We start from the raw sequence: 18,079 nt of genomic DNA on the forward strand, positions 1-18,079 counted from the left end.
GCGAATCTCTCTTCGCGAGCAGGCGCCCGTTCGGGCGCCTGCATATCAAGCGTTACATCGGCCCGAGAATCTTCGCCAGCTTGTCCGGCGTCGGTGCGCCTTGCTGTTGTTGCAGTTCACCCTTGTCGTCCATGTAGAAGATTGCCGGGGTGGCCTGCAATTCCAGGTCTTCCATCAACTGCATATTCGCTGCGAGTTTGGTCTGCACGGCGGCCGGTATATCTTTCATGGCCTTGAGGGTGCTGGACTTGCCGGCTTTCTCGTGATCGTCCAGGGCCTTGGCCGGGTCCTTGGCCGCCAGCAGCGCGGCGGATTTGGCCGGGCTGTCCTCGCGGATGATGCCGACCATGATGTGCCGCAACTGCACCTTGCCGGCCTTGACCCAAGGGCGAGCCTGTTCCCAGAACATGTTGCAGTACTGGCAGTTCGGGTCGCTGAACAGGTACACCGTGCGCGGTGCGTCCTTTTTGCCGTCCTGAATCCAGTTGCTCGCCTCGAACTTGGCCCAGACTTCCTTGGCCATCGGTGCGTACACCAGTTTTTGCAGCGGTGCGCTGCTCAGGTCGTTGCCGTCGGCGTCGTACAGGTTGCCCAGCAGCACATGCTTGCCGTCCGGCGTCAGGTACAGCGCCATGCCACGGTTCTGGTATTGCGCGGCATAACCGCGCAGTCCGTCGGGTGCATCGAACTGGCCGACGATTTTCGCGCCCTTGGCTTCGATTTTCTTGATCGCATCAGGCAATTCGTCAGCGGCCTGCACCGACGGCAAGTGCAGCAGGGCGGCGCCCAGAGACAGCGTCAGCAGGTGGCGGAGGCGGGGCATGGCAGTTTCCTTGCAGAGGTGGCCGGTGCGGCGTTTGTAGTCGGATTCGGGGTGTCGAAGTTTTCCAGGGCTCGGGCCAGACTGGCGTTCGACAACTCGCCCAGATGGCTGGCCAGCAATTGGCCGTCAGGGCTATAGAACAGCGTAGTCGGCAATGCCATGGAACCCACGGCCTGACCCAGATGACCGCTGCGGTCGAACAGCACGTTGTTCAGGCTCAAGCCCTGGGTTTCGAGGAAGGTCGCGACGCTTTGCATGCTTTCGGCCTGGTTGACGAACAGGAACGTCAGGTCCGGGCGTTGCTGCTGGGCGTTTTCCAATACGGGCATTTCCCGGCGGCACGGCGGGCACCAGGTGGCCCACAGGTTGATCACCAGCGGGCCGCCCTGATAATCGGCGAGTTTCACGGTTTCCCCGGCGGCGTTGCGCAGGGTGATGTCCGGCAGTCGTGTGCCTTGCTCATAGATGTTCAGCGACAGGGTCGCCAGCACCCAGAACGCCACACCGCTGGCCACGCCGAAACCCAGCGGTCGACGCAAACCCGGCCGACGCCAGCCGCGATACAGCGCCGCCAGCAACAGCACGATCACCCCCGGCCAGGCGAGAAAGCCGCCATCGCGCAGGTCGATGATCTGCCACGGATCGTTGCGATAGTGACCCCAGTACACGGCGACAAACGCGATGCGCGCCGCGAGCATGCCCAGCAGAAACAGGCTGAACAGCGCCGACTCGGGGTTATCGCCACCGCGTTTTGCCACCCGCCAGCCGACGAATGTTGCCAGCGCCAGGGCGCTGATCAGCAGCAGGTGGTTGAGCGCAATGGCAAAGGTGCCGAGGGTGAAGGTCAGCATTAACGGGCGTCTCGGGTGGTGGTCCAGCGTTGCAGGAAGGTATCGGCATCGACCTCGCCGGTGATGCGCTGGCTGCGGCGCTCTTCACCGTCGGTGCCGATCCACACAAAACTCGGTGGCCCCGGCACCTTGTAGCGGCCGAGCAACTCGCGGCTGGCGGCATTGTCATCGGTGACGTCGAGACGCAGCAAATGCACATCGCTCAGGGCCTGCATCACCCGCGCCTGGCCAAACACCTTTTTCTCCATGACTTTGCACGACGTGCACCAGTCGGCGTAGTAATCGAGCAACACCCACTGGCCCTGAGCCTTGGCGGTGTCGAGTTCGCGTTGCAGGGCCGCTGGATCCTTGATCGTAATGAACGCTTCGTGACCGTTCGGTGCCGCCGTGCCGGTGCGTCCGGCGCTGTAGACCTGCAACGGCTGGAATGGATCATCGCTACCGCCCGCTGCACCCACCACCAGCAAACTGCCCCACAGTCCCAGCAACAGCGAGCTGGCGCCGAACAACTGGGCGACCCGGCCGAAGCCTTCGGACTGTTTCCAGGCGCTGTAGGCCGCGATCAGCAGCAGCGCGCCGCACAGTGCGAGCCACAGCGACGAGTCCAGCACCGGACGCAGCATCAACACCGCCGTGCCGAGGAACAGGAAGCCGAACACGCCCTTGAGCAAGTTCATCCACGCACCGGGTTTCGGCAGGAATCGATTGCCGACCGTCACCAGTACCAACAGCGGGATGCCGATGCCGATACCGAGGGCAAACAGAATCAAGCCGCCGTGCAGGGCATTGCCGCTTTGCGCGATGTAGAGCAGGGCACCGGCCAGCGGTGCGGTCATGCACGGGCCGACGAGCAGGCCGGACAGCGCGCCCAGTACACCCGCACCGACCAGGCTGCCGCCGCTGCGACTGCGCGAGGCGTGCTCCAGCCGATCACGTACGGCCACCGGCAGTTGCAGTTCAAAGAAGCCGAACATCGGCAGCGCCAGAATCACGAACACCGCCGCGAACGTTCCGAGCAGCCACGGGTTTTGCAACCATGCCTGAAGGTTCGCCCCCAGCAGCGCGGCGATCACGCCCATTGCCGCATAAACCAGCGCCATGCAAACCACATAGCTGCTGGCCAGCGCGAAACCGCGACGCGGCGTGGCACCGCTGCCGACTACCATGCCCGCCAGAATCGGCAGCATTGGCAACGAACATGGCGCAAAGGCCAGCAATAGGCCGAGCCCGAAGAACACCAGCAGGCTCCAGCCCAGCGAGTGCTGTTGCAAGCCGCTGGCCAACGCTTGATCCTGCGCCTCATCGTTCGCCGCAGCGGCCGCTTTGCCACCGAGATCGATCACGCGGGTCTGCGGCGGATAGCACAGGCCGGCATCGGCGCAGCCCTGATAACTGACCTTGATCTGGCCCTTGGCTGCTGCCGGGATTTTCAGTTCAAGACCCTGGCGATAGACCTGTTGCTCACCAAAATATTCGTCGCTGTGGGATTCGCCTTCGGGCAGCGCCGGAGCGTTTTCCGCCGCCAGTCCGTCGAATTTCAGGCGTTTCTGATACAGGTAGTAACCGTCGGTGATCTGCCAGAACAGTTGAGTTTCGCCGGAGTCCAGACGTTCGGACGTCAGGACGAAGGCCTTGTCGACCGGGAGAAATTCCGGTTTTGTCGCAAAAGGATCGTTCCCTGCCTGGGCCAGACCCGAAATCAACAGTGCAAACAGCAAAAAAATATGACGCATGGAGGAGCCTTGTCCCTGTGCAAGTGATGAGCACAATGGGCGGCGGCGATTAACCGATGATTAACCGCGGCACCCTTGTCGCTGTGGCGTTCGGGGCATAATGTCAGCTTAATCGGCCAACCGCCTAATCGGCATTTTTCTACGGGACTCACCATGCACGTACTGGTTTGCGAAGACGATGAGTTGATCGCCAGCGGCATCGTCGCCGGGCTGACGGCCCAGGGCTTGACGGTCGAACACGTCAACACCGCCTCCAAGGCCCGGGCGATCCTCAAGGTCGCCGAATTTGACGTGATGGTGCTCGACCTCGGATTGCCGGACGAAGACGGCCTCAAACTGCTGCAGCAACTGCGTCAGCAGGGCCTGGAAATTCCGGTGTTGATCCTCACTGCGCGAGACTCGGTGACTGACCGGGTCGACGGCCTGCAGTCCGGCGCCGACGATTACCTGCTCAAGCCGTTCGACCTGCGTGAACTGTTCGCCCGTCTGCAAACCCTGTTGCGCCGGGTGGCCGGGCGCAGCGTCAACCTGATCGAGCACGGCGCGCTGACCTACGACCCGAGCAGCCGCGAAACCACGTTGGCCGGCCGTTCGGTGGATTTGTCCCGTCGCGAACAATCCCTGCTGCAAGCCCTGCTGCACAACCGTGGCCGGGTGCTGTCCACCGAGCAATTGAAAGACAGCGTCTACGGTTTCAGCGATGAACTGGAGAGCAACGCCCTCAACGTGCACATCCACCACCTGCGCAGCAAACTGGGCAAAGGCATCGTCGAAACCGTGCGTGGTCTGGGCTATCGCCTGGGCCCGGCCGATGGTGGAGAACCTGACAAGTGATGAGTCTGCGCCTGCGCCTGAGCCTGACCCTCGGCGCCGCATTCGCGCTGATCTGGGCCCTGGCGGCTGCCTGGATGCTCAGCGACCTGCGCAACCAGATGATGTTTTCCCTCGACCAGCGGCTGGTGGCCTCGGCGCGCATGGTCGCCGGGTTGCTGGAGCAATTGCCGGCGATCCCGAGCAAGGGCGAGGGCACCCATTTCAGTGCCGAACAACTGAACATTCCCGGTGGCATGGCCTGTCAGGTCAGCTCGTTGCGCGGCGAAATCCTCGCCCGCAGCCACAACAACCCGGAACAGGCACTGGAGGCGCAGAAAATGGGCTTCCACGACCAGATGATCGACGGCGCGCCCTGGCGCACTTTCACGTTGGCCCGGGGCGACGTGCGCATTACCACCGCCGACCGGGTGATCGAGCGCGAAGCCCTGAACATGTCGATCCTGCTGGCCGCCTCGGTGCCGGTAGGAGTGGCGCTGCTCGGCTGTCTGTGCTTGCTGTGGCTGGGGATCGGCCAGGGCCTGGCGCCGCTCAATCGCTTGCGCGAAGCCTTGATGCGCCGCAACGCCGACTCCCTCGAACCGTTGCAGTTGCAGTCATTCCCCAGCGAACTGAAACCGCTGCTTGAAACCCAGAACCAACTGTTCCAGCGCATCGGCAAGACCATCGAGCGCGAACGTCGTCTCACTGGTGACGCCGCCCATGAACTGCGCAGCCCGCTGACGGCGATCAAGACCCACCTGCAAGTGGCGCGCATGACCGACGGCAGCGCCCGCGACCAGTCCCTGGCCCGGGCCGAGGAAGGCGCCGACCGCCTGCACCGCACCCTCGAACAATTGCTGTTGCTGGCCCGGGTAGAGGGCAGCCTGTCGTTCGACGACGGAGTGCAGTGCAGCGCCGAGCAAGTGGCAAGACTGGCGATTCAGGACTCTGCCAGCGATGAGCGGCAGCGGATCAAACTGCATCTGCCCGAAAAACTGTCCAGCGCACCGCTGCAAATGCCGGCGGTGTTGTCGATCGCGGCCTTGCGCAACCTGCTCGATAACGCCCTGCGCCATACCCCGACCGAGGGGGCCGTGGAGCTGAGCCTCGAAACCATCGGCAACCGCGTGCGCTTCGTCGTTCGCGATCATGGGCCGGGGATTGCACCGGACGATCTGCAACACCTGACCCAACGCTTCTGGCGCAACGGCCAGAGCACCGGTTGCGGGCTCGGGCTGGCGATTGTCCAGGCGATTGTCCAGCGCTGTGCCTGCACCCTGCATTTCGACAGTCGCCCGGATGGCTTGCGGGTCGAACTGACCATGCCGCTGCAACCGGCCTGAGCCCGGCACATCAAATGTAACCTCTCTCCATTGGTCATTCGCCGGGCGCGCCGCTATTGTCGCCCCAGCCTTTGACTCAATGGATTGAGGGAAACAGCGCCATGGATGCATCCATCTACATTTGCCCGGCCACTGCGGCCGATGCCGGTATCATCAGCCGCATCGTCGAGCGTTCGATCCGCGTCGGTTGCGCACTGGACCATCGTAATGACCCCCACCTTGTCGATCTCTGGGTCCGCCAGCAATCGCCGGAGCACATCAGCGCCTGGCTCGCCGATCCACAGCGCTATCTGAACATTGCCCTGATGCAGGGCCGACCGGTGGGTGTCGGCATGGCGTTGGCCGACGGCGATGTCACCCTTTGTCATGTGCAGCCGGAATGGTTTCGCCGGGGCGTCGGCCGGGCGCTGATGACTGACCTTGAAGGCTGGCTGCTGACTCGCGGCAGCGCCCGTTCCGTGCTCACCAGCACCCGCACCGGGGAAGCCTTTTATCGGCGTCTGGGTTATCGCGAATCGGCGCCGCCGCTCATCCGCCACGGCATGCGCAGCCTGCCGATGCACAAGTCGCTGCCGCTGTCGGCATGACAACTCGCTCAAGGGTGTAAATCCTCGACGTGCTGGTGCGTTTCCAGAACAGGAAAACCTGCATGTGCGCCCCGGGACCGGAACGCGCACCTGTGCGGTGTGCAGTTTTGGTCACTATCCATAGCGAATTGAGGGGTCGAGAGATGTCAGTCGCCACCAGCCTTATCGAAGAGTCGTCGGCCCGGATCGCCTCCGCGCCGGCGGAAACGCTGTATCAGTTCAATGAATCGCCGCTGCTGGCCCGTCAGAGCCAGCAGGAATCCAATGCCCGCAGCTATCCGCGACGCATTCCCCTGGCGCTGAAGCGTGCCAAGGGGCTGTATGTCGAGGACGTTGAAGGCCGCACCTTCATCGATTGCCTGGCCGGTGCCGGCACCCTGGCGCTGGGGCACAACCACCCGGTGGTGATCGAGGCCATCCAGCAAGTGCTGGCCGATGAGTTGCCGCTGCACACCCTCGACCTGACCACGCCGGTGAAGGATCAATTCGTTCAGGATCTGTTCGGCCTGTTGCCACCAGAGTTGGCTTCTCAGGCAAAAATCCAGTTCTGCGGCCCGACCGGCACCGACGCGGTGGAAGCCGCGTTGAAACTGGTACGTACCGCCACTGGCCGCAGCACCGTGCTGTCGTTCTCCGGCGGTTACCACGGCATGAGCCAGGGCGCGTTGAGCCTGATGGGCAGCCTGGGGCCGAAAAAACCGTTGGGCGCACTGCTCAGCAACGGCGTGCAGTTCATGCCGTTCCCGTATGACTACCGTTGCCCGTTTGGTCTCGGTGGCGCGGCGGGCGTGAAGGCCAATCTGAGTTACCTGGAAAACCTGCTCAACGACCCGGAGGCCGGTGTGCAACTGCCGGCGGCGGTGATCGTCGAGGCAGTGCAGGGCGAGGGCGGGGTGATCCCGGCGGACATCGAGTGGCTGCGCGGTCTGCGTCGCATCACCGAAAAGGCCGGCGTCGCGCTGATCGTCGATGAGATCCAGAGCGGCTTCGCCCGCACCGGCAAAATGTTCGCCTTCGAGCACGCCGGCATCACCCCGGACGTGGTGGTGCTGTCCAAGGCCATCGGCGGCAGCCTGCCGCTGGCGGTGGTGGTCTATCGCGACTGGCTCGACACCTGGCAACCGGGCGCCCACGCCGGCACCTTCCGTGGCAATCAGATGGCGATGGCCGCCGGCTCCGCGGTGATGCGTTACCTGGTCGAGCACAAGGTCTGCGATCACGCGGCGGCCATGGGCGAACGCCTGAGCGAGCACCTGCACATCCTGCAGCGTGACTTCCCGCAACTGGGTGACATTCGCGGTCGCGGCCTGATGCTCGGTGTCGAGCTGGTGGATCCGGACGGTGCACCGGATGCACTGGGTCATCCACCTGCGTTTGCGCGCCTGGCGCCGCTGGTGCAGCGCGAATGCCTCAAGCGCGGGCTGATCCTGGAGCTGGGCGGACGCCATGGTGCGGTGGTGCGATTCCTGCCGCCGCTGGTGATCACCGCCGCTGAAGTCGACCGCGTCGCCGAGATCTTCGGTCGTGCGCTGAGCGCCGCGACCGCCGCCCTGTAAATTTTTCGCCGCGCCGAACGTTCCTTCTACATACCCGGCTGCACCCACCGTGCAGCCCACCCCTACAACGATGGAGACACAGCATGACGTCAGTATTCGACCGCGAGGACATCCTCTTTCAGGTCGTGGTCAACCACGAAGAGCAGTACTCGATCTGGCCGGATTACAAGGCCATCCCGGAAGGCTGGCGCACCGTAGGCAAGAGCGGCCTGAAGAAAGAATGCCTGGCCTACATCGAAGAAGTCTGGACCGATATGCGTCCGCTGAGCCTGCGCCAGAAGATGGAAGCGCAAGCGGCTGCACAGTAAGTCGCCGGCTAAAAAGAAACCCGCTGGACTGGAAACAGTTAGCGGGTTTTTTCATGTCCGGAGGTTCGGTGTTACGCGCCGCTCAAACCCTTGAGCAGCGCATCCACATTCCCTTCCAGCTCAGCCACCGGATCCGCCGCATCGGTGCTCAGCACCAGCAGATGACTGCCCGACTCGGCAATCGCCGCTTTCACCGCGTCCGACGGCTGCCGATGGTGCAGCACTACCGCCACGTCGTAGTCCTTGAGCGTGGCAGTCAATTTTTTAAGATCTTCCGGTGTCCATTCGGCATCCGGCCTCGGATCCTGTCCGATCAACTCCAGATTCAGGCTGCCGATCAGATAGCCGAAATGATCGCTCAGGCTCACCACGCTCAAATTGTCGGCACTGGCCAGACGCGCCTCGCTGTCGGCACTGAGTTTCAGCAGGCGCTGTTTCAGCTCCGCCAGGTTGGCCTCGATCTTCGGTTTGTCCTTCGGCGCCAGACGCACCAGATCCGCCGCCATCACGTCCGCCATGCGTCCCATGTTGTTGCTGGCCAGCCATGGCTGGCTGTTCAGGCCGTCGACTTTCAGCCCCGGTTGTACGGCAATGCCGGGCAGGGCGCCGTCCACCGGGCGGGCGGCATCGACTTCGACGATGCGGATGTTGCTGCGTCGGGCCATCGGGTACAGCGGATCATCGGCCCACAGCGAGCGCACGCCGATCACCGCGTCGGCGCCGGTGGCCAGCTTGCTCAGCTCCGGGGCGCCGCGCCCGGTGAAGTACGCGGACTGACGGCTGCCCGGCAGGTTCGCCGGTGCCGCGCGTTCGAGGCTGATGTCGGTGCCCTTGAGCAGCACTTCACCCAAACCATAGGTGATCGGCAGCGAGGCCAGCACGCGCACGGGTTTTTCGGCGGCCAGCAATGGGCTGGAGACAGCGCCGCTGAGGGCGATGGCCAGGGCAAGTTGTCGCAATGAAAATGACATTTATCCAAGGTTCCCTTTCAGACTGGGGACGACGCCCCGGGCAATGGCGGCGAGGGCGAAGCCGATACCGGCAACGAGGATGATCGCGGCGCCGGACGGAATCGGCAGGTCGAAGACGATGGGCGCGAGAATCCCGCACAGCGTGCTGACCGTGGCGATCAGCACCGAGCACCAGAAAAAGCCCTTGAGCGACTGGCTGAGCAAACGCGCGGCCGCCGCTGGAATCACCAGCAGGGCCCCGACCAGAATCGCGCCGATGACTTTCACCGCCGCGACGGTAATCAGCGTCACCAGAATCACGAACAGGTAATCCAGGGTCTTCACCGCGACGCCGCGCACCGCCGCCAGTTGCGGGTTAAAACTGGCGAGCATGATGCGGTTGTACAGCGGCAACGCCAGCGCCATCACCAGCGAACCGACGATGGCCAGCACCGCCAGATCATTGCCATTGACCGTCAGCACCGAGCCGAACAGTACGTTTTCCAGAATGTGCACGTTGATCTTGCCTGCGAGGATCAGCAGCAGGCTGGCACCCAGCGCCAGGGACACCGACAGGAACACGCCGATCAGGGTGTCCGGGGCCAGACCGGTACGGTTACGCAGGTAATTGAGCAGAATGCCGAACAGCAGGCAGTAGCCGAACAGGCTGCCGTACGGCCCGGTGTAGGGCTCGCCGAGCAGAATGCCGATGGCCACGCCGGTCAGCGCCGCGTGACCGACTGCCTCGGAGAAGAACGCGAAGCGCTTGACCACCACCAGCGTACCGAGACCGCCGAGCACAGGGCCGATCAGCAAGCCGGCAAGCAGCGCGTTGACCACAAAACCGTAGGCCAGGGCTTCCGGCAGGTAACCGGACGAAGCCCAGCCCTGCACCATCAAACGAAAGGCTTCGTAACTCATCAGGCAGCGCTCCGTGGATGGGTCGAGAACAGGGTCAGCAGGCGTTCCGGGGTCAGCGCCTGTTGCGGCGTGGCGTCGAACAGCACCCGGCGGTTGAGGCCGGTGACGCGGTTGGCCAGACGCCCGACGGCTTCCAGGTCGTGTTCGATCCACAGCACGGTGATGCCCGCCGCGCGCCAGTCGCCGAGCAGGCGTTCGAACACCTGGATCCCGGCTTCGTCGAGGGCCGACATCGGCTCATCCAGCACCAACAGTTGCGGGGCCGGGATCAGGCCTTGGGCGAGCAGCACCCGTTGGCGTTCACCACCGGACAGCGCGCCCATCCGGCGCTTGCGCTTGTCCTGCATGCCGACTCGCTCCAGTGCCTCACCGATGGCGCCGGCGTAGCGTTTGCTCAGGCCGAGAAACGCCGGGCGGCGCTGGCACATGGCAGCCATGAAGTCGTCGACGGTCATCGGCAGGCCCCGGTCGAATTCCAGCGCCTGCGGCACATAGCCGATGGTGCCGGGCTCGCCGGGCCATTGCAGGCTGAGCCGGCCCTGATGGGGCATTTGCCCGAGCAGGGTCTTGATCAGCGAACTCTTGCCGCCGCCGTTGGGGCCGACCAGCGCATGCACGTGACCGGGCTGCACCTGGAAGCTGACCTTGTCCAGAATCGTGGTGCGCCCCAGTGTCAGGCTGACCTCGGCAAATTCCAGGGTCGGGCCACTGCTGACGATCGAGAGGTTTTCCTGTGCCGTCATGCGCCGGACTCCTGAATCGCCCGAACCACGGTGTTGAGGTTGCCGGTCATTTCCTTTTCGTACTTGTCGGCGGTGTATTCGCCGTAGGAAATGTGCGACAGCGGATACAGCTTCACCCCGGATTCGCGCTGAATGGTTTCGACGTAGGTGGACGGGAAATCCATCTCGGAGAAGATCACCTTCACGTCCAGTTCCCGCAGTTGATCGATGGTTTTCTTCAACTGACTCGGGCTCGGCTCGATGCCGTGGGCCGGCTCGACCACCGCCGTCACTTCCAGGCCGAACTCGCGCAGCAGGTAGTCGTAAGCCGCGTGAACGGTGGCAACCCGCAGTTCGGCGTTTGGCGCCTGGGTCAGTTTGGCCAGGGCGTCGGCGCGCATTTGCCGCAGACGCTTGCCGTAGGCGCGGGCGTTCTGCGTGTAGGTCCTGGCGTTGTCCGGGTCGAGCTTGCCCAGTTCCCGGGCGATGTTGTTGACCTGGGCAATCGAGGCGCTGATCGACAGGAAGGTGTGCGGGTTCACCACTTTGCCGGCACCGCGCGCGGCGACTCCGGTGGCGGCCAGCAGCGGCACGTTTTCGTTGGCTTCGATGGTCTTGATGCCCGGCGTTTCGCTGGCGGCGATCATGCGGTCGGCGAAGTCGTCATGGCCGACGCCGTTGAGCACGATCACGTCCAGCCCGCTGATGCGTTTGATGTCTTCGGCGCGCGGCTCGTAGGCGTGCGGATTGAAGCCGGCAGGAATCAGCGGCACGACATCGGCCTTGTCGCCGACGATGTTCGCCACATAGCTGTAATAAGGGTGCAGGGTGATGCCGATGCGCAGGCGCTTGGCCGGATCGGCGCTGGCCAGCGGGCTCAGCAGGCAGGCGCACAGGCCGATCAGCAGCAGGCGCAGGAAGGGGCGGCGTTGAGATGAACTAGGCATGGGCAAGCGGTCTTCTCTCGAATGAAGGCGAGGGTTCAATGACGATGTTCGCGGGTCACCCCGGCATCGAATTGCGCGACGATCTGTTTCCATCCGGCTGCGGTCAGTGCCGCGTCGGACAGGTCTGTCGGCGTTTGCAGATCGGCAGCGCGGTTGAGCCATATGTCCGGCGCGGCGTCGTTCAGGCGCATCAGAAACGAACCGGCCACAGCCGGTGCCTGGCTGTGGCCGAAGTAGGCGGCATTGGCCAGCAATTGCCAGGCATGGCCGCCACGGCTCACCGAACTGGCGTCCTGAGCGAACGGCGCGAAACCTTCATCCGCCAGGTTCTGCGGGGTTGGCAGCGCTTGCTGTTCCTCACGCAACAGGTGGATTTCGTCGAGGGTCACCCGCAGGTCGGCGTAGATGCCTTGCTCGCTGGCGCTGAGGTCGCGGCGGGCGTCGAGCTGATGGCTGGAAACCGGCTCCGGTTCGTGGGAAACACCGCGCCACGCCACCACGGAACCGGCGACCGCGAGGATCAGCAGGCACATCAGCAGCACATTCAGGGTTTCATGGCCGGCGCCTGCGGGGCGCACGATTTGAGTGGTCGGCGTGGTCATGGGGCTTCGATATCCGCTTGGTCGATTTCGACCACATGGCCGGGGCCGGCGTCGAACAGCACGTAGAACTCGGCGCCGGGTTTCTTGAAGGTCAGGGTCGAATCGGCGCCGAGCTTGCCCGGTACCAGGATGGTCTCGTCGTAACCGATCACGTCGAGGGTCACCCCCGGCGCGCCGCTGCCGTCGGAGAAACCGCCGGTGCATTTGATCTGCTCGGCATCGATGGCCTTGCACTCGCACATCGGGTTGTGGGCCAGGGCGCTGGCGCTGAAACCGGCACACAGTGCCAGCAAGGCAGCGTTCATGATCGGGTGGAAAGGACGGCTCATGGTTTGGCTCCTTGTTTGTTCAGCCAGGCAAGGGTGGCGGGTGAGGCCTGGCTCAGCGGAATCGAGGCTTGGTGCATGCTGCCGTCCCAGCCTTCCATAGTGATCCACAGCTCGGCGTCGGCGGCGGTCTTTTCCGGCACTGGCAATTGGGTGCCCATGCGATACGGCGTGCCGAAGAAAATCACGCCGGCAGCCCGCAGGCTGCGGGGTTTGCCGATGCGAAGGTAAGTTGCCTTGACGTGACCGATGCAGGCGTCGCAAAGGGCGGCGCTGAAGTCCTTCATGTAACCGGCAGGGCCGGTCAGGATCGGCGCCTGATTGCGCAGCTCGGCAAGGCGCAGGCTCCAGGGACCGACCTGGATCTCGCCGATTTCCCGTTCGCCCAGTCCACTGTCGCCACGAAACAGCGAAGCATCGGCAAAATACTTGGGCATGAACCCGAGCGGGATCAGCAACAGCAGGACATTGAGGTGGAATCGCCACTTGTGCCAGAACCGGCTCAGACGCGAGGGTGATATTGCTTTGCTCTTACTCACGGGCTCACCTCCGAAGGTTCCTGTCGGGAAGCCGAGCGTGGTATCGCCTTGCGGTTTCTCTTGTCTTCGCGCTTGAGGGCGTTGAGCGTGGCCAGTGCGGTGCGTTTGGTCCAGATCAGCAGACCGCTGAGGACCATCATGCTCAGCAGCAAACCAAAGAAAAACCAGATCAGTTTGATCCATATCCCGCCGAAGTCGCCGGTATGCAACGGACGCATGGATTCGGTGACGAACTCTACGGCCGACCGGTCGGACAGCAGGCGCGAGGCGGCAATCTCACCGTTGTAAGGATTGAGCGTGGCGGTCTGGAACATCAGTGGATACCAGCCGCGACCACCGACACTCATGTGGCTGTAGGCGTTGCCGGGCAGGCTGACGAAACTGGCTTCCAGCCCCGGGATTTTTGTCTGGGCGATCTCGATGGCCGAATCCAGGCTGATCTTTGGCGGGGGCGTGCCGTCGGTGGAGATCGGCACACTTTCACGGGACATGGCCGGAATGATCGGCTCGCTGGAAATTGAAATCTGAAAGTCGAACAGCAGGGCGCGGATCAGAAACCAGACCCCGGTGATGGAAATCACCGCGATGAACCAGATCGACCAGATACCGCTCAGGCGATGGAAGTCGCCCCAGAAGATTCGCGCGCCGTGGTTGAAGCGCAGGGTCGGACGGAAAAAGCCCTTCCAGAAGCGCTTGTACACCACCAGCCCGGTCACCAGCGACGCCAGCATCGGCAGCCCGAGGAACGACACCAGATACCAGCCCCAGCTGAAACCGTTGGTGAACGGCACGAGCCACCAGCCGTGCAAGGCGCGGGTGAAGGCCTTGAAGTCAAAGGTCGGCGCGGTGCCCTGGATGACCCCGGTGTACGGATTGACGTAGACCGTCAGCGAGCGGCCGTCGGGGTAGCTGACCTCGACGTCGAGGGCAAAGTGCGACTCGTCAGGCCGGCTGATGCTTTGCACCAGCGTCTGCGGTTCGGCTTTTTTGATTTCGGCGAGGATCTGGTCGTAACTGAGGCGCGGTGCGTCGTCCGAAGGGGCGCTGGCGCGCATCTGCGGGTTGGCCAGCCAGACGATTTCCTGGCTGACCACCGCCAGGGTGCCGGTGACGCAGACAATCAGAACAAAAAACCAGATCGGCAACGCCAACCAGCTGTGTATGAGGAACCACAGTTTCGAGCGGGATTTCTTCGACATGATGACGGGTCTTGATTCAGTGAGGGGGCTCGGTGCTACGGGCTTCGCAGCGCGGGAGTCCCTGAAGGGCCGGTCGTGGCTTTTGCCTACGCGACTGGCCCGCATCTCTATAAGACGGATGACTGAAGCAAATCCCGATGAAGGATATGAAAGTAAATGTTTCGCGACTGCAATCTCACCACGACGCCTAGTGGAATCGTGGTGAGCGGATGGCCGGGATGGCTCAGCGCAGGAACGGCAGCGCTTCGGCGAGCAGCAGATCGGGCACTTCTTCAGCGAGGTAATGCCCGGCGGGCAAGGACTTGCCGCGCACGTCGGTGGCCACCTGCTGCCATTCCCTGAGTGGATCGAAGCAACGACCGACCGTGCCTTCGGCGCCCCACAACACCAGCAGCGGCAAGCTCAGATGATGGCCAGCCGCGAGGTCGGCCCGGTCATGTTCCAGATCGATAGCGGCACTGGCCCGGTAGTCCTCGCAGATGCCGCGAGCGCTGCCGGGCAGGTTCAGGCAGCGCAGGTATTCGGCGAACGCTTCGTCAGTGAACGGCTTGAGCCCGGCGCTGCGGCTGCCCATGACGCTGCGCAGGTAGGCTTCGGGATCGGCCTCGATCAGGGTTTCCGGCAGCGGCGCCGGGCGGATCAGGAAAAACCAGTGCCAGTAGGCCCGGGCGAAGGCTTCGTTGGTCTGGCTGTACATCGCCAGGGTCGGCGCGATGTCCAGCAGCACCATGCGTTGCACGGCAAAAGGATGATCCAGGGCCAGGCGATGGGCGACCCGGGCGCCACGGTCGTGGGCGAGGATCGAAAATTGCGTAAAGCCCAGCGCCTTCATCAATTCCACGCCGTCGCGGGCCATCTCCCGTTTGGAATAGTGGGCGTGCCGCTCATCGGCGGGTGGTCGGCTGCTGTCGCCATAACCGCGCAGGTCGGCGGCGACCACGGTGAAATGTTCGGCCAGTTGCTCGGCGACCTTGTGCCAGATGACGTGGGTCTGCGGGTGCCCGTGCAACAGCAGCAGGCCCGGGCCGCTGCCGCCGAGGCGATAAGTGATGTCCATGCCATTGACGTGGCGCTGGTCTTTGACGAATCCGGCAAACATCGGGGGTGATCCTTTATTCAGGCGGTTGACCTGCATCCTGAAATCGCCGGGCGTTCATGACAAGGCGTGAAGCGTGGTTCGACGGTTCATGAATCGTGTTCACCCATCCCCGCGCGCGGCGCGGGAATGGAGAATCGTCATTACTGAGCCTGCTGAAACATTTCCTTTGCCCGCTGTTCGATCTGCTCCTGGGTCAGGTCTTCCTTGCGCGTGGCCAGGAACCACAGATGTCCGTAGGGATCCTTCAACGTACCGCTGCGATCGCCGTAGAACTGATCCTTGACCTCGGACACTGCCTTCGCCCCGGCATCCAGTGCACGCTGGAACGACTTGTCGACATCGGTCACGTACAGATGCAGACCGACGGACACGGCGCTGTCCGGATTGCTCAATGGTCCCTGGTCGCACGGTGTGCCCAGCATGATCGCGCTGTCGCCGATGCGCAGTTCGCAGTGGCCGACGCGACCGTCAGGCATGCTCAGGCGCATGACTTCGGTGGCACCGAACGCCTTTTTATAGAAATCGATGGCCTCGGCGGCCTTATGGATGCCGAGATACGGGGTCACGCTGTGGTACCCCTCCGGGATGGGTTGGACGCTCATGGCGGTACTCCCTTTTTTTATGAGTGACTGAAGGTTTGCCTTCGCCGGGGTTTCCGGTCGCTCAACTATAGATCCGTCGCGCAGCCATGAACGAGTAGCCGACGAGCAGTGTTCAGCCATCGACAGTGAAGCAACAGAATGCGCGGGTTTTTATCGCCATTATCTGTTGATAGCCGTTGAAAGCCGCGTCAGACAAGGGCTGCCAGTCAGGCACAGAAGCTGCAATGACCCGGTACAACACCGATACCGAGAGTCATCCATGTCTGAATCTGCCGTTTATCCGATCAACCCGCCGGCCGCCCATCGGATCGCCGACGACGCCGAAGCCTTGCGCGTGGCCGTACAGGTCGCCGCCGTTTTGCAGGAGCACGCCGCCGAGCGTGACCGCCACCGTGAAGTGCCCGCCGAAATCGTCGACCTGTATTCCAACAGTGGCCTGTGGGGCATCACCGTGCCGAAGGAATACGGCGGCGCGCAGGTGTCCAATGCGGTGCTGGCACAGGTGATCGCGATCATTTCCGCCGCCGATCCGTCCCTCGGGCAGATCCCGCAGAACCACTATTGCCTGCTCGAAGACATCCGTCTGCAAGGCACGCCGGCGCAGCAGGCGCACTTCTTTGAGCTGGCGCTGCAAGGTCATCGCTTCGCCAATGCGCTGTCGGAAACCGGCGGCAAGAACGTGCAGGACATCCAGACCACGATCCGTCGTTATGGTGACGGCTACGTGATCAATGGCCGCAAGGGCTACTGCACCGGTTCGCTCTACGCCCACTGGCTGGCGGTGCTGGCGCTGGATGAGGAACAGAAGGGCCAGTTGGCGTTCGTCGAGCGCGGCACAAAAGGGCTGGTGATCGTCGACGACTGGGACAGCATCGGCCAGCGCACCACGTCCAGCGGCACCGTGCTGGCGGAAGACTTGCAGGTGGCGCCGTTCAATCTGTTCCCGACGTACCGTTCCTACGAAAGCCCGACCCTGGCCGGGCCGTTCGCCCAGTTGACCACCGCTGCCATCGACGCCGGCATTGCCCGGGCGGCGCTGCGTGACACGGTTGAGTTCGTCCGTCAGTTCGCCCGGCCATGGATCGATGCGGGTGTGGACAAGGCCAGCGAAGATCCGCTGACCATCATTCAGATCGGCGCACTGGAAATCCGTCTGGAAGCCGCCGAGGCGTTGCTGGAACGCGCCGGTTGGGCGCTCGACGCCGCACGTCCGGCACCCGATGAAGACAACGTCGCGCTGGCCTCCCTGGCCGTGGCCAAGGCCAAAGTGCTGACCACGGAAATCGCCATCGAAGCCAGCAACAAGTTGTTCGAACTCGGTGGCACCCGTTCGACCCTGAAGAAGCACAACTTCGACCGTCACTGGCGCAACGCCCGGGTCCACACCCTGCATGACCCGGTGCGCTGGAAATACCACGTGGTCGGCAACTGGCTGCTCAACGGCGTCAAACCACCGCGCCACGACTGGTCCTGATCATGGCCGACTGGTTCAAACACATTTACTGGGCCGACATCGCCCAGGCCTGTCTCGATACGTTGAGCATGCTCGGTGCGGCGCTGCTGTTCACAGTGTTGCTGGGCTTGCCGCTGGGCCTGCTGCTGTTTCTCACCGGCAAGCGCCAGTTGCATGAAACGGTCGGCGTGTACCGGGTGCTGTCGGTGATCGTGAACATGCTGCGTTCGCTGCCGTTCATCATTTTGCTGATCGTGCTGATTCCGCTGACCACGTTGCTGGTAGGGACCTCTCTGGGTGTGCCCGGGACCATTCCGCCGCTGGTGGTCGGTTGCACACCGTTCTTTGCGCGACTGGTGGAAACCGCGTTGCGCGAAGTCGATCGCGGCGTGGTCGAGGCGACCCAGGCCATGGGCGCCAACACCTGGCAGATCATTCGCCACACGCTGTTGCCGGAAGCCCGCGGCGGGTTGCTGGCGGCGGTGACGGTGACCGCCATCGTGCTGGTGGATTACACGGCCATGGCTGGCGTGATCGGTGGCGGCGGGCTCGGCGACCTGGCGATCCGCTTCGGCTATCAGCGCTTTCAGACTGACGTGATGGTGGTCACCGTGGTGTTGCTGCTGATTCTGGTGCAGGCCCTGCAAATGAGCGGCGACCGACTGGTGGCGCACTACAGCCGCCGCTGAAAAAAACAGTTCATCC

At 63.3% G+C, this 18,079-nt stretch carries 20 protein-coding genes; 7 read left to right on the forward strand and 13 right to left on the reverse strand.

Annotation, left to right across the window (positions count from 1 at the left end; genetic code table 11):
• Positions 1-52: 52 nt before the first annotated feature.
• Genes dsbG through dsbD form a run of 3 tightly spaced genes read right to left on the reverse strand, consistent with a single transcriptional unit; the run spans position 53 to position 3,407 of the window.
• A complete protein-coding gene (gene dsbG, locus AC07NR_RS25835; protein WP_423203996.1) occupies positions 53-823 on the reverse strand; it encodes a thiol:disulfide interchange protein DsbG in 771 nt (256 codons plus the stop codon).
• Positions 799-1,674 (reverse strand): TlpA disulfide reductase family protein, encoded by an 876-nt coding sequence (locus AC07NR_RS25840; RefSeq protein ID WP_134827631.1) that lies wholly within the window; start codon positions 1,672-1,674, stop codon positions 799-801. The genes dsbG and AC07NR_RS25840 overlap by 25 nt, the downstream gene beginning before the upstream one ends.
• Positions 1,674-3,407 carry a protein-disulfide reductase DsbD gene (gene dsbD / locus AC07NR_RS25845; protein ID WP_495079752.1) on the reverse strand — a complete coding sequence of 578 codons (1,734 nt, stop codon included), beginning with the start codon at positions 3,405-3,407 and terminating at the stop codon, positions 1,674-1,676. Before dsbD ends, AC07NR_RS25840 begins: the two co-directional genes overlap by 1 nt.
• Positions 3,408-3,560: 153 nt before the next feature.
• Here dsbD and AC07NR_RS25850 point away from each other — a divergent pair, with 153 nt between their 5' ends.
• The 5 genes from AC07NR_RS25850 to AC07NR_RS25870 all read left to right on the forward strand — a co-directional run bounded on the left by AC07NR_RS25850 (position 3,561) and on the right by AC07NR_RS25870 (position 8,014).
• Positions 3,561-4,241, forward strand: a complete 681-nt coding sequence (locus tag AC07NR_RS25850) for a response regulator (protein WP_114884486.1) — start codon at positions 3,561-3,563, stop codon at positions 4,239-4,241.
• Positions 4,241-5,563: an ATP-binding protein gene (locus AC07NR_RS25855; RefSeq protein ID WP_085710707.1), complete on the forward strand. Its 1,323-nt coding sequence runs from the start codon at positions 4,241-4,243 to the stop codon at positions 5,561-5,563. The genes AC07NR_RS25850 and AC07NR_RS25855 overlap by 1 nt, the downstream gene beginning before the upstream one ends.
• 101 nt (positions 5,564-5,664) lie before the next feature.
• Positions 5,665-6,150: a GNAT family N-acetyltransferase gene (locus AC07NR_RS25860; protein WP_248740235.1), complete on the forward strand. Its 486-nt coding sequence runs from the start codon at positions 5,665-5,667 to the stop codon at positions 6,148-6,150.
• Positions 6,151-6,293: 143 nt separating this feature from the next.
• Complete coding sequence (locus AC07NR_RS25865; RefSeq protein WP_495079753.1) at positions 6,294-7,706, forward strand: aspartate aminotransferase family protein; 1,413 nt, start codon at positions 6,294-6,296, stop codon at positions 7,704-7,706.
• Between the two features lie 83 nt (positions 7,707-7,789).
• Positions 7,790-8,014, forward strand: coding sequence for an MbtH family protein (locus AC07NR_RS25870; protein ID WP_011335246.1), 225 nt, complete (start codon positions 7,790-7,792; stop codon positions 8,012-8,014).
• Between the two features lie 71 nt (positions 8,015-8,085).
• On the opposite strand, the gene AC07NR_RS25875 is transcribed toward AC07NR_RS25870, so the two are convergent.
• The 10 genes from AC07NR_RS25875 to AC07NR_RS25920 form a co-directional block, all read right to left on the reverse strand.
• Positions 8,086-8,985, reverse strand: a complete 900-nt coding sequence (locus AC07NR_RS25875) for a metal ABC transporter substrate-binding protein (RefSeq protein WP_495079754.1) — start codon at positions 8,983-8,985, stop codon at positions 8,086-8,088.
• Positions 8,986-9,885 carry a metal ABC transporter permease gene (locus tag AC07NR_RS25880; protein ID WP_114884478.1) on the reverse strand — a complete coding sequence of 300 codons (900 nt, stop codon included), beginning with the start codon at positions 9,883-9,885 and terminating at the stop codon, positions 8,986-8,988.
• Positions 9,885-10,628 (reverse strand): metal ABC transporter ATP-binding protein, encoded by a 744-nt coding sequence (locus AC07NR_RS25885; protein WP_248740239.1) that lies wholly within the window; start codon positions 10,626-10,628, stop codon positions 9,885-9,887. The genes AC07NR_RS25880 and AC07NR_RS25885 overlap by 1 nt, the downstream gene beginning before the upstream one ends.
• Positions 10,625-11,554 carry a metal ABC transporter substrate-binding protein gene (locus AC07NR_RS25890; protein ID WP_248740240.1) on the reverse strand — a complete coding sequence of 310 codons (930 nt, stop codon included), beginning with the start codon at positions 11,552-11,554 and terminating at the stop codon, positions 10,625-10,627. Before AC07NR_RS25890 ends, AC07NR_RS25885 begins: the two co-directional genes overlap by 4 nt.
• A 35-nt stretch (positions 11,555-11,589) precedes the next feature.
• On the reverse strand, positions 11,590-12,156 hold the full coding sequence (locus AC07NR_RS25895; RefSeq protein WP_495079755.1) for a DUF6162 family protein: 567 nt from the start codon (positions 12,154-12,156) through the stop codon (positions 11,590-11,592).
• Entirely contained in the window at positions 12,153-12,461 is a 309-nt protein-coding gene (locus AC07NR_RS25900) for a hypothetical protein (RefSeq protein WP_225739982.1), read from the reverse strand. Before AC07NR_RS25900 ends, AC07NR_RS25895 begins: the two co-directional genes overlap by 4 nt.
• Positions 12,462-12,481: 20 nt before the next feature.
• Positions 12,482-13,021 carry a PA2404 family protein gene (locus AC07NR_RS25905; RefSeq protein ID WP_495079756.1) on the reverse strand — a complete coding sequence of 180 codons (540 nt, stop codon included), beginning with the start codon at positions 13,019-13,021 and terminating at the stop codon, positions 12,482-12,484.
• On the reverse strand, positions 13,018-14,220 hold the full coding sequence (locus AC07NR_RS25910) for a PepSY-associated TM helix domain-containing protein (protein ID WP_495079757.1): 1,203 nt from the start codon (positions 14,218-14,220) through the stop codon (positions 13,018-13,020). The genes AC07NR_RS25905 and AC07NR_RS25910 overlap by 4 nt, the downstream gene beginning before the upstream one ends.
• A 223-nt stretch (positions 14,221-14,443) precedes the next feature.
• Positions 14,444-15,319, reverse strand: coding sequence for an alpha/beta fold hydrolase (locus AC07NR_RS25915; RefSeq protein WP_495079758.1), 876 nt, complete (start codon positions 15,317-15,319; stop codon positions 14,444-14,446).
• 140 nt (positions 15,320-15,459) lie between these two features.
• Positions 15,460-15,921: a VOC family protein gene (locus tag AC07NR_RS25920; RefSeq protein WP_085710695.1), complete on the reverse strand. Its 462-nt coding sequence runs from the start codon at positions 15,919-15,921 to the stop codon at positions 15,460-15,462.
• A gap of 259 nt (positions 15,922-16,180) precedes the next feature.
• Here AC07NR_RS25920 and AC07NR_RS25925 point away from each other — a divergent pair, with 259 nt between their 5' ends.
• Positions 16,181-17,395, forward strand: coding sequence for an SfnB family sulfur acquisition oxidoreductase (locus AC07NR_RS25925; RefSeq protein ID WP_495079759.1), 1,215 nt, complete (start codon positions 16,181-16,183; stop codon positions 17,393-17,395).
• A 2-nt stretch (positions 17,396-17,397) separates the two neighbouring features.
• Positions 17,398-18,063, forward strand: a complete 666-nt coding sequence (locus AC07NR_RS25930; RefSeq protein ID WP_495079760.1) for a methionine ABC transporter permease — start codon at positions 17,398-17,400, stop codon at positions 18,061-18,063.
• Positions 18,064-18,079 lie beyond the last annotated feature (16 nt).

It is taken from the genome of Pseudomonas sp. GW821-FHT09C09 (assembly GCF_059418105.1).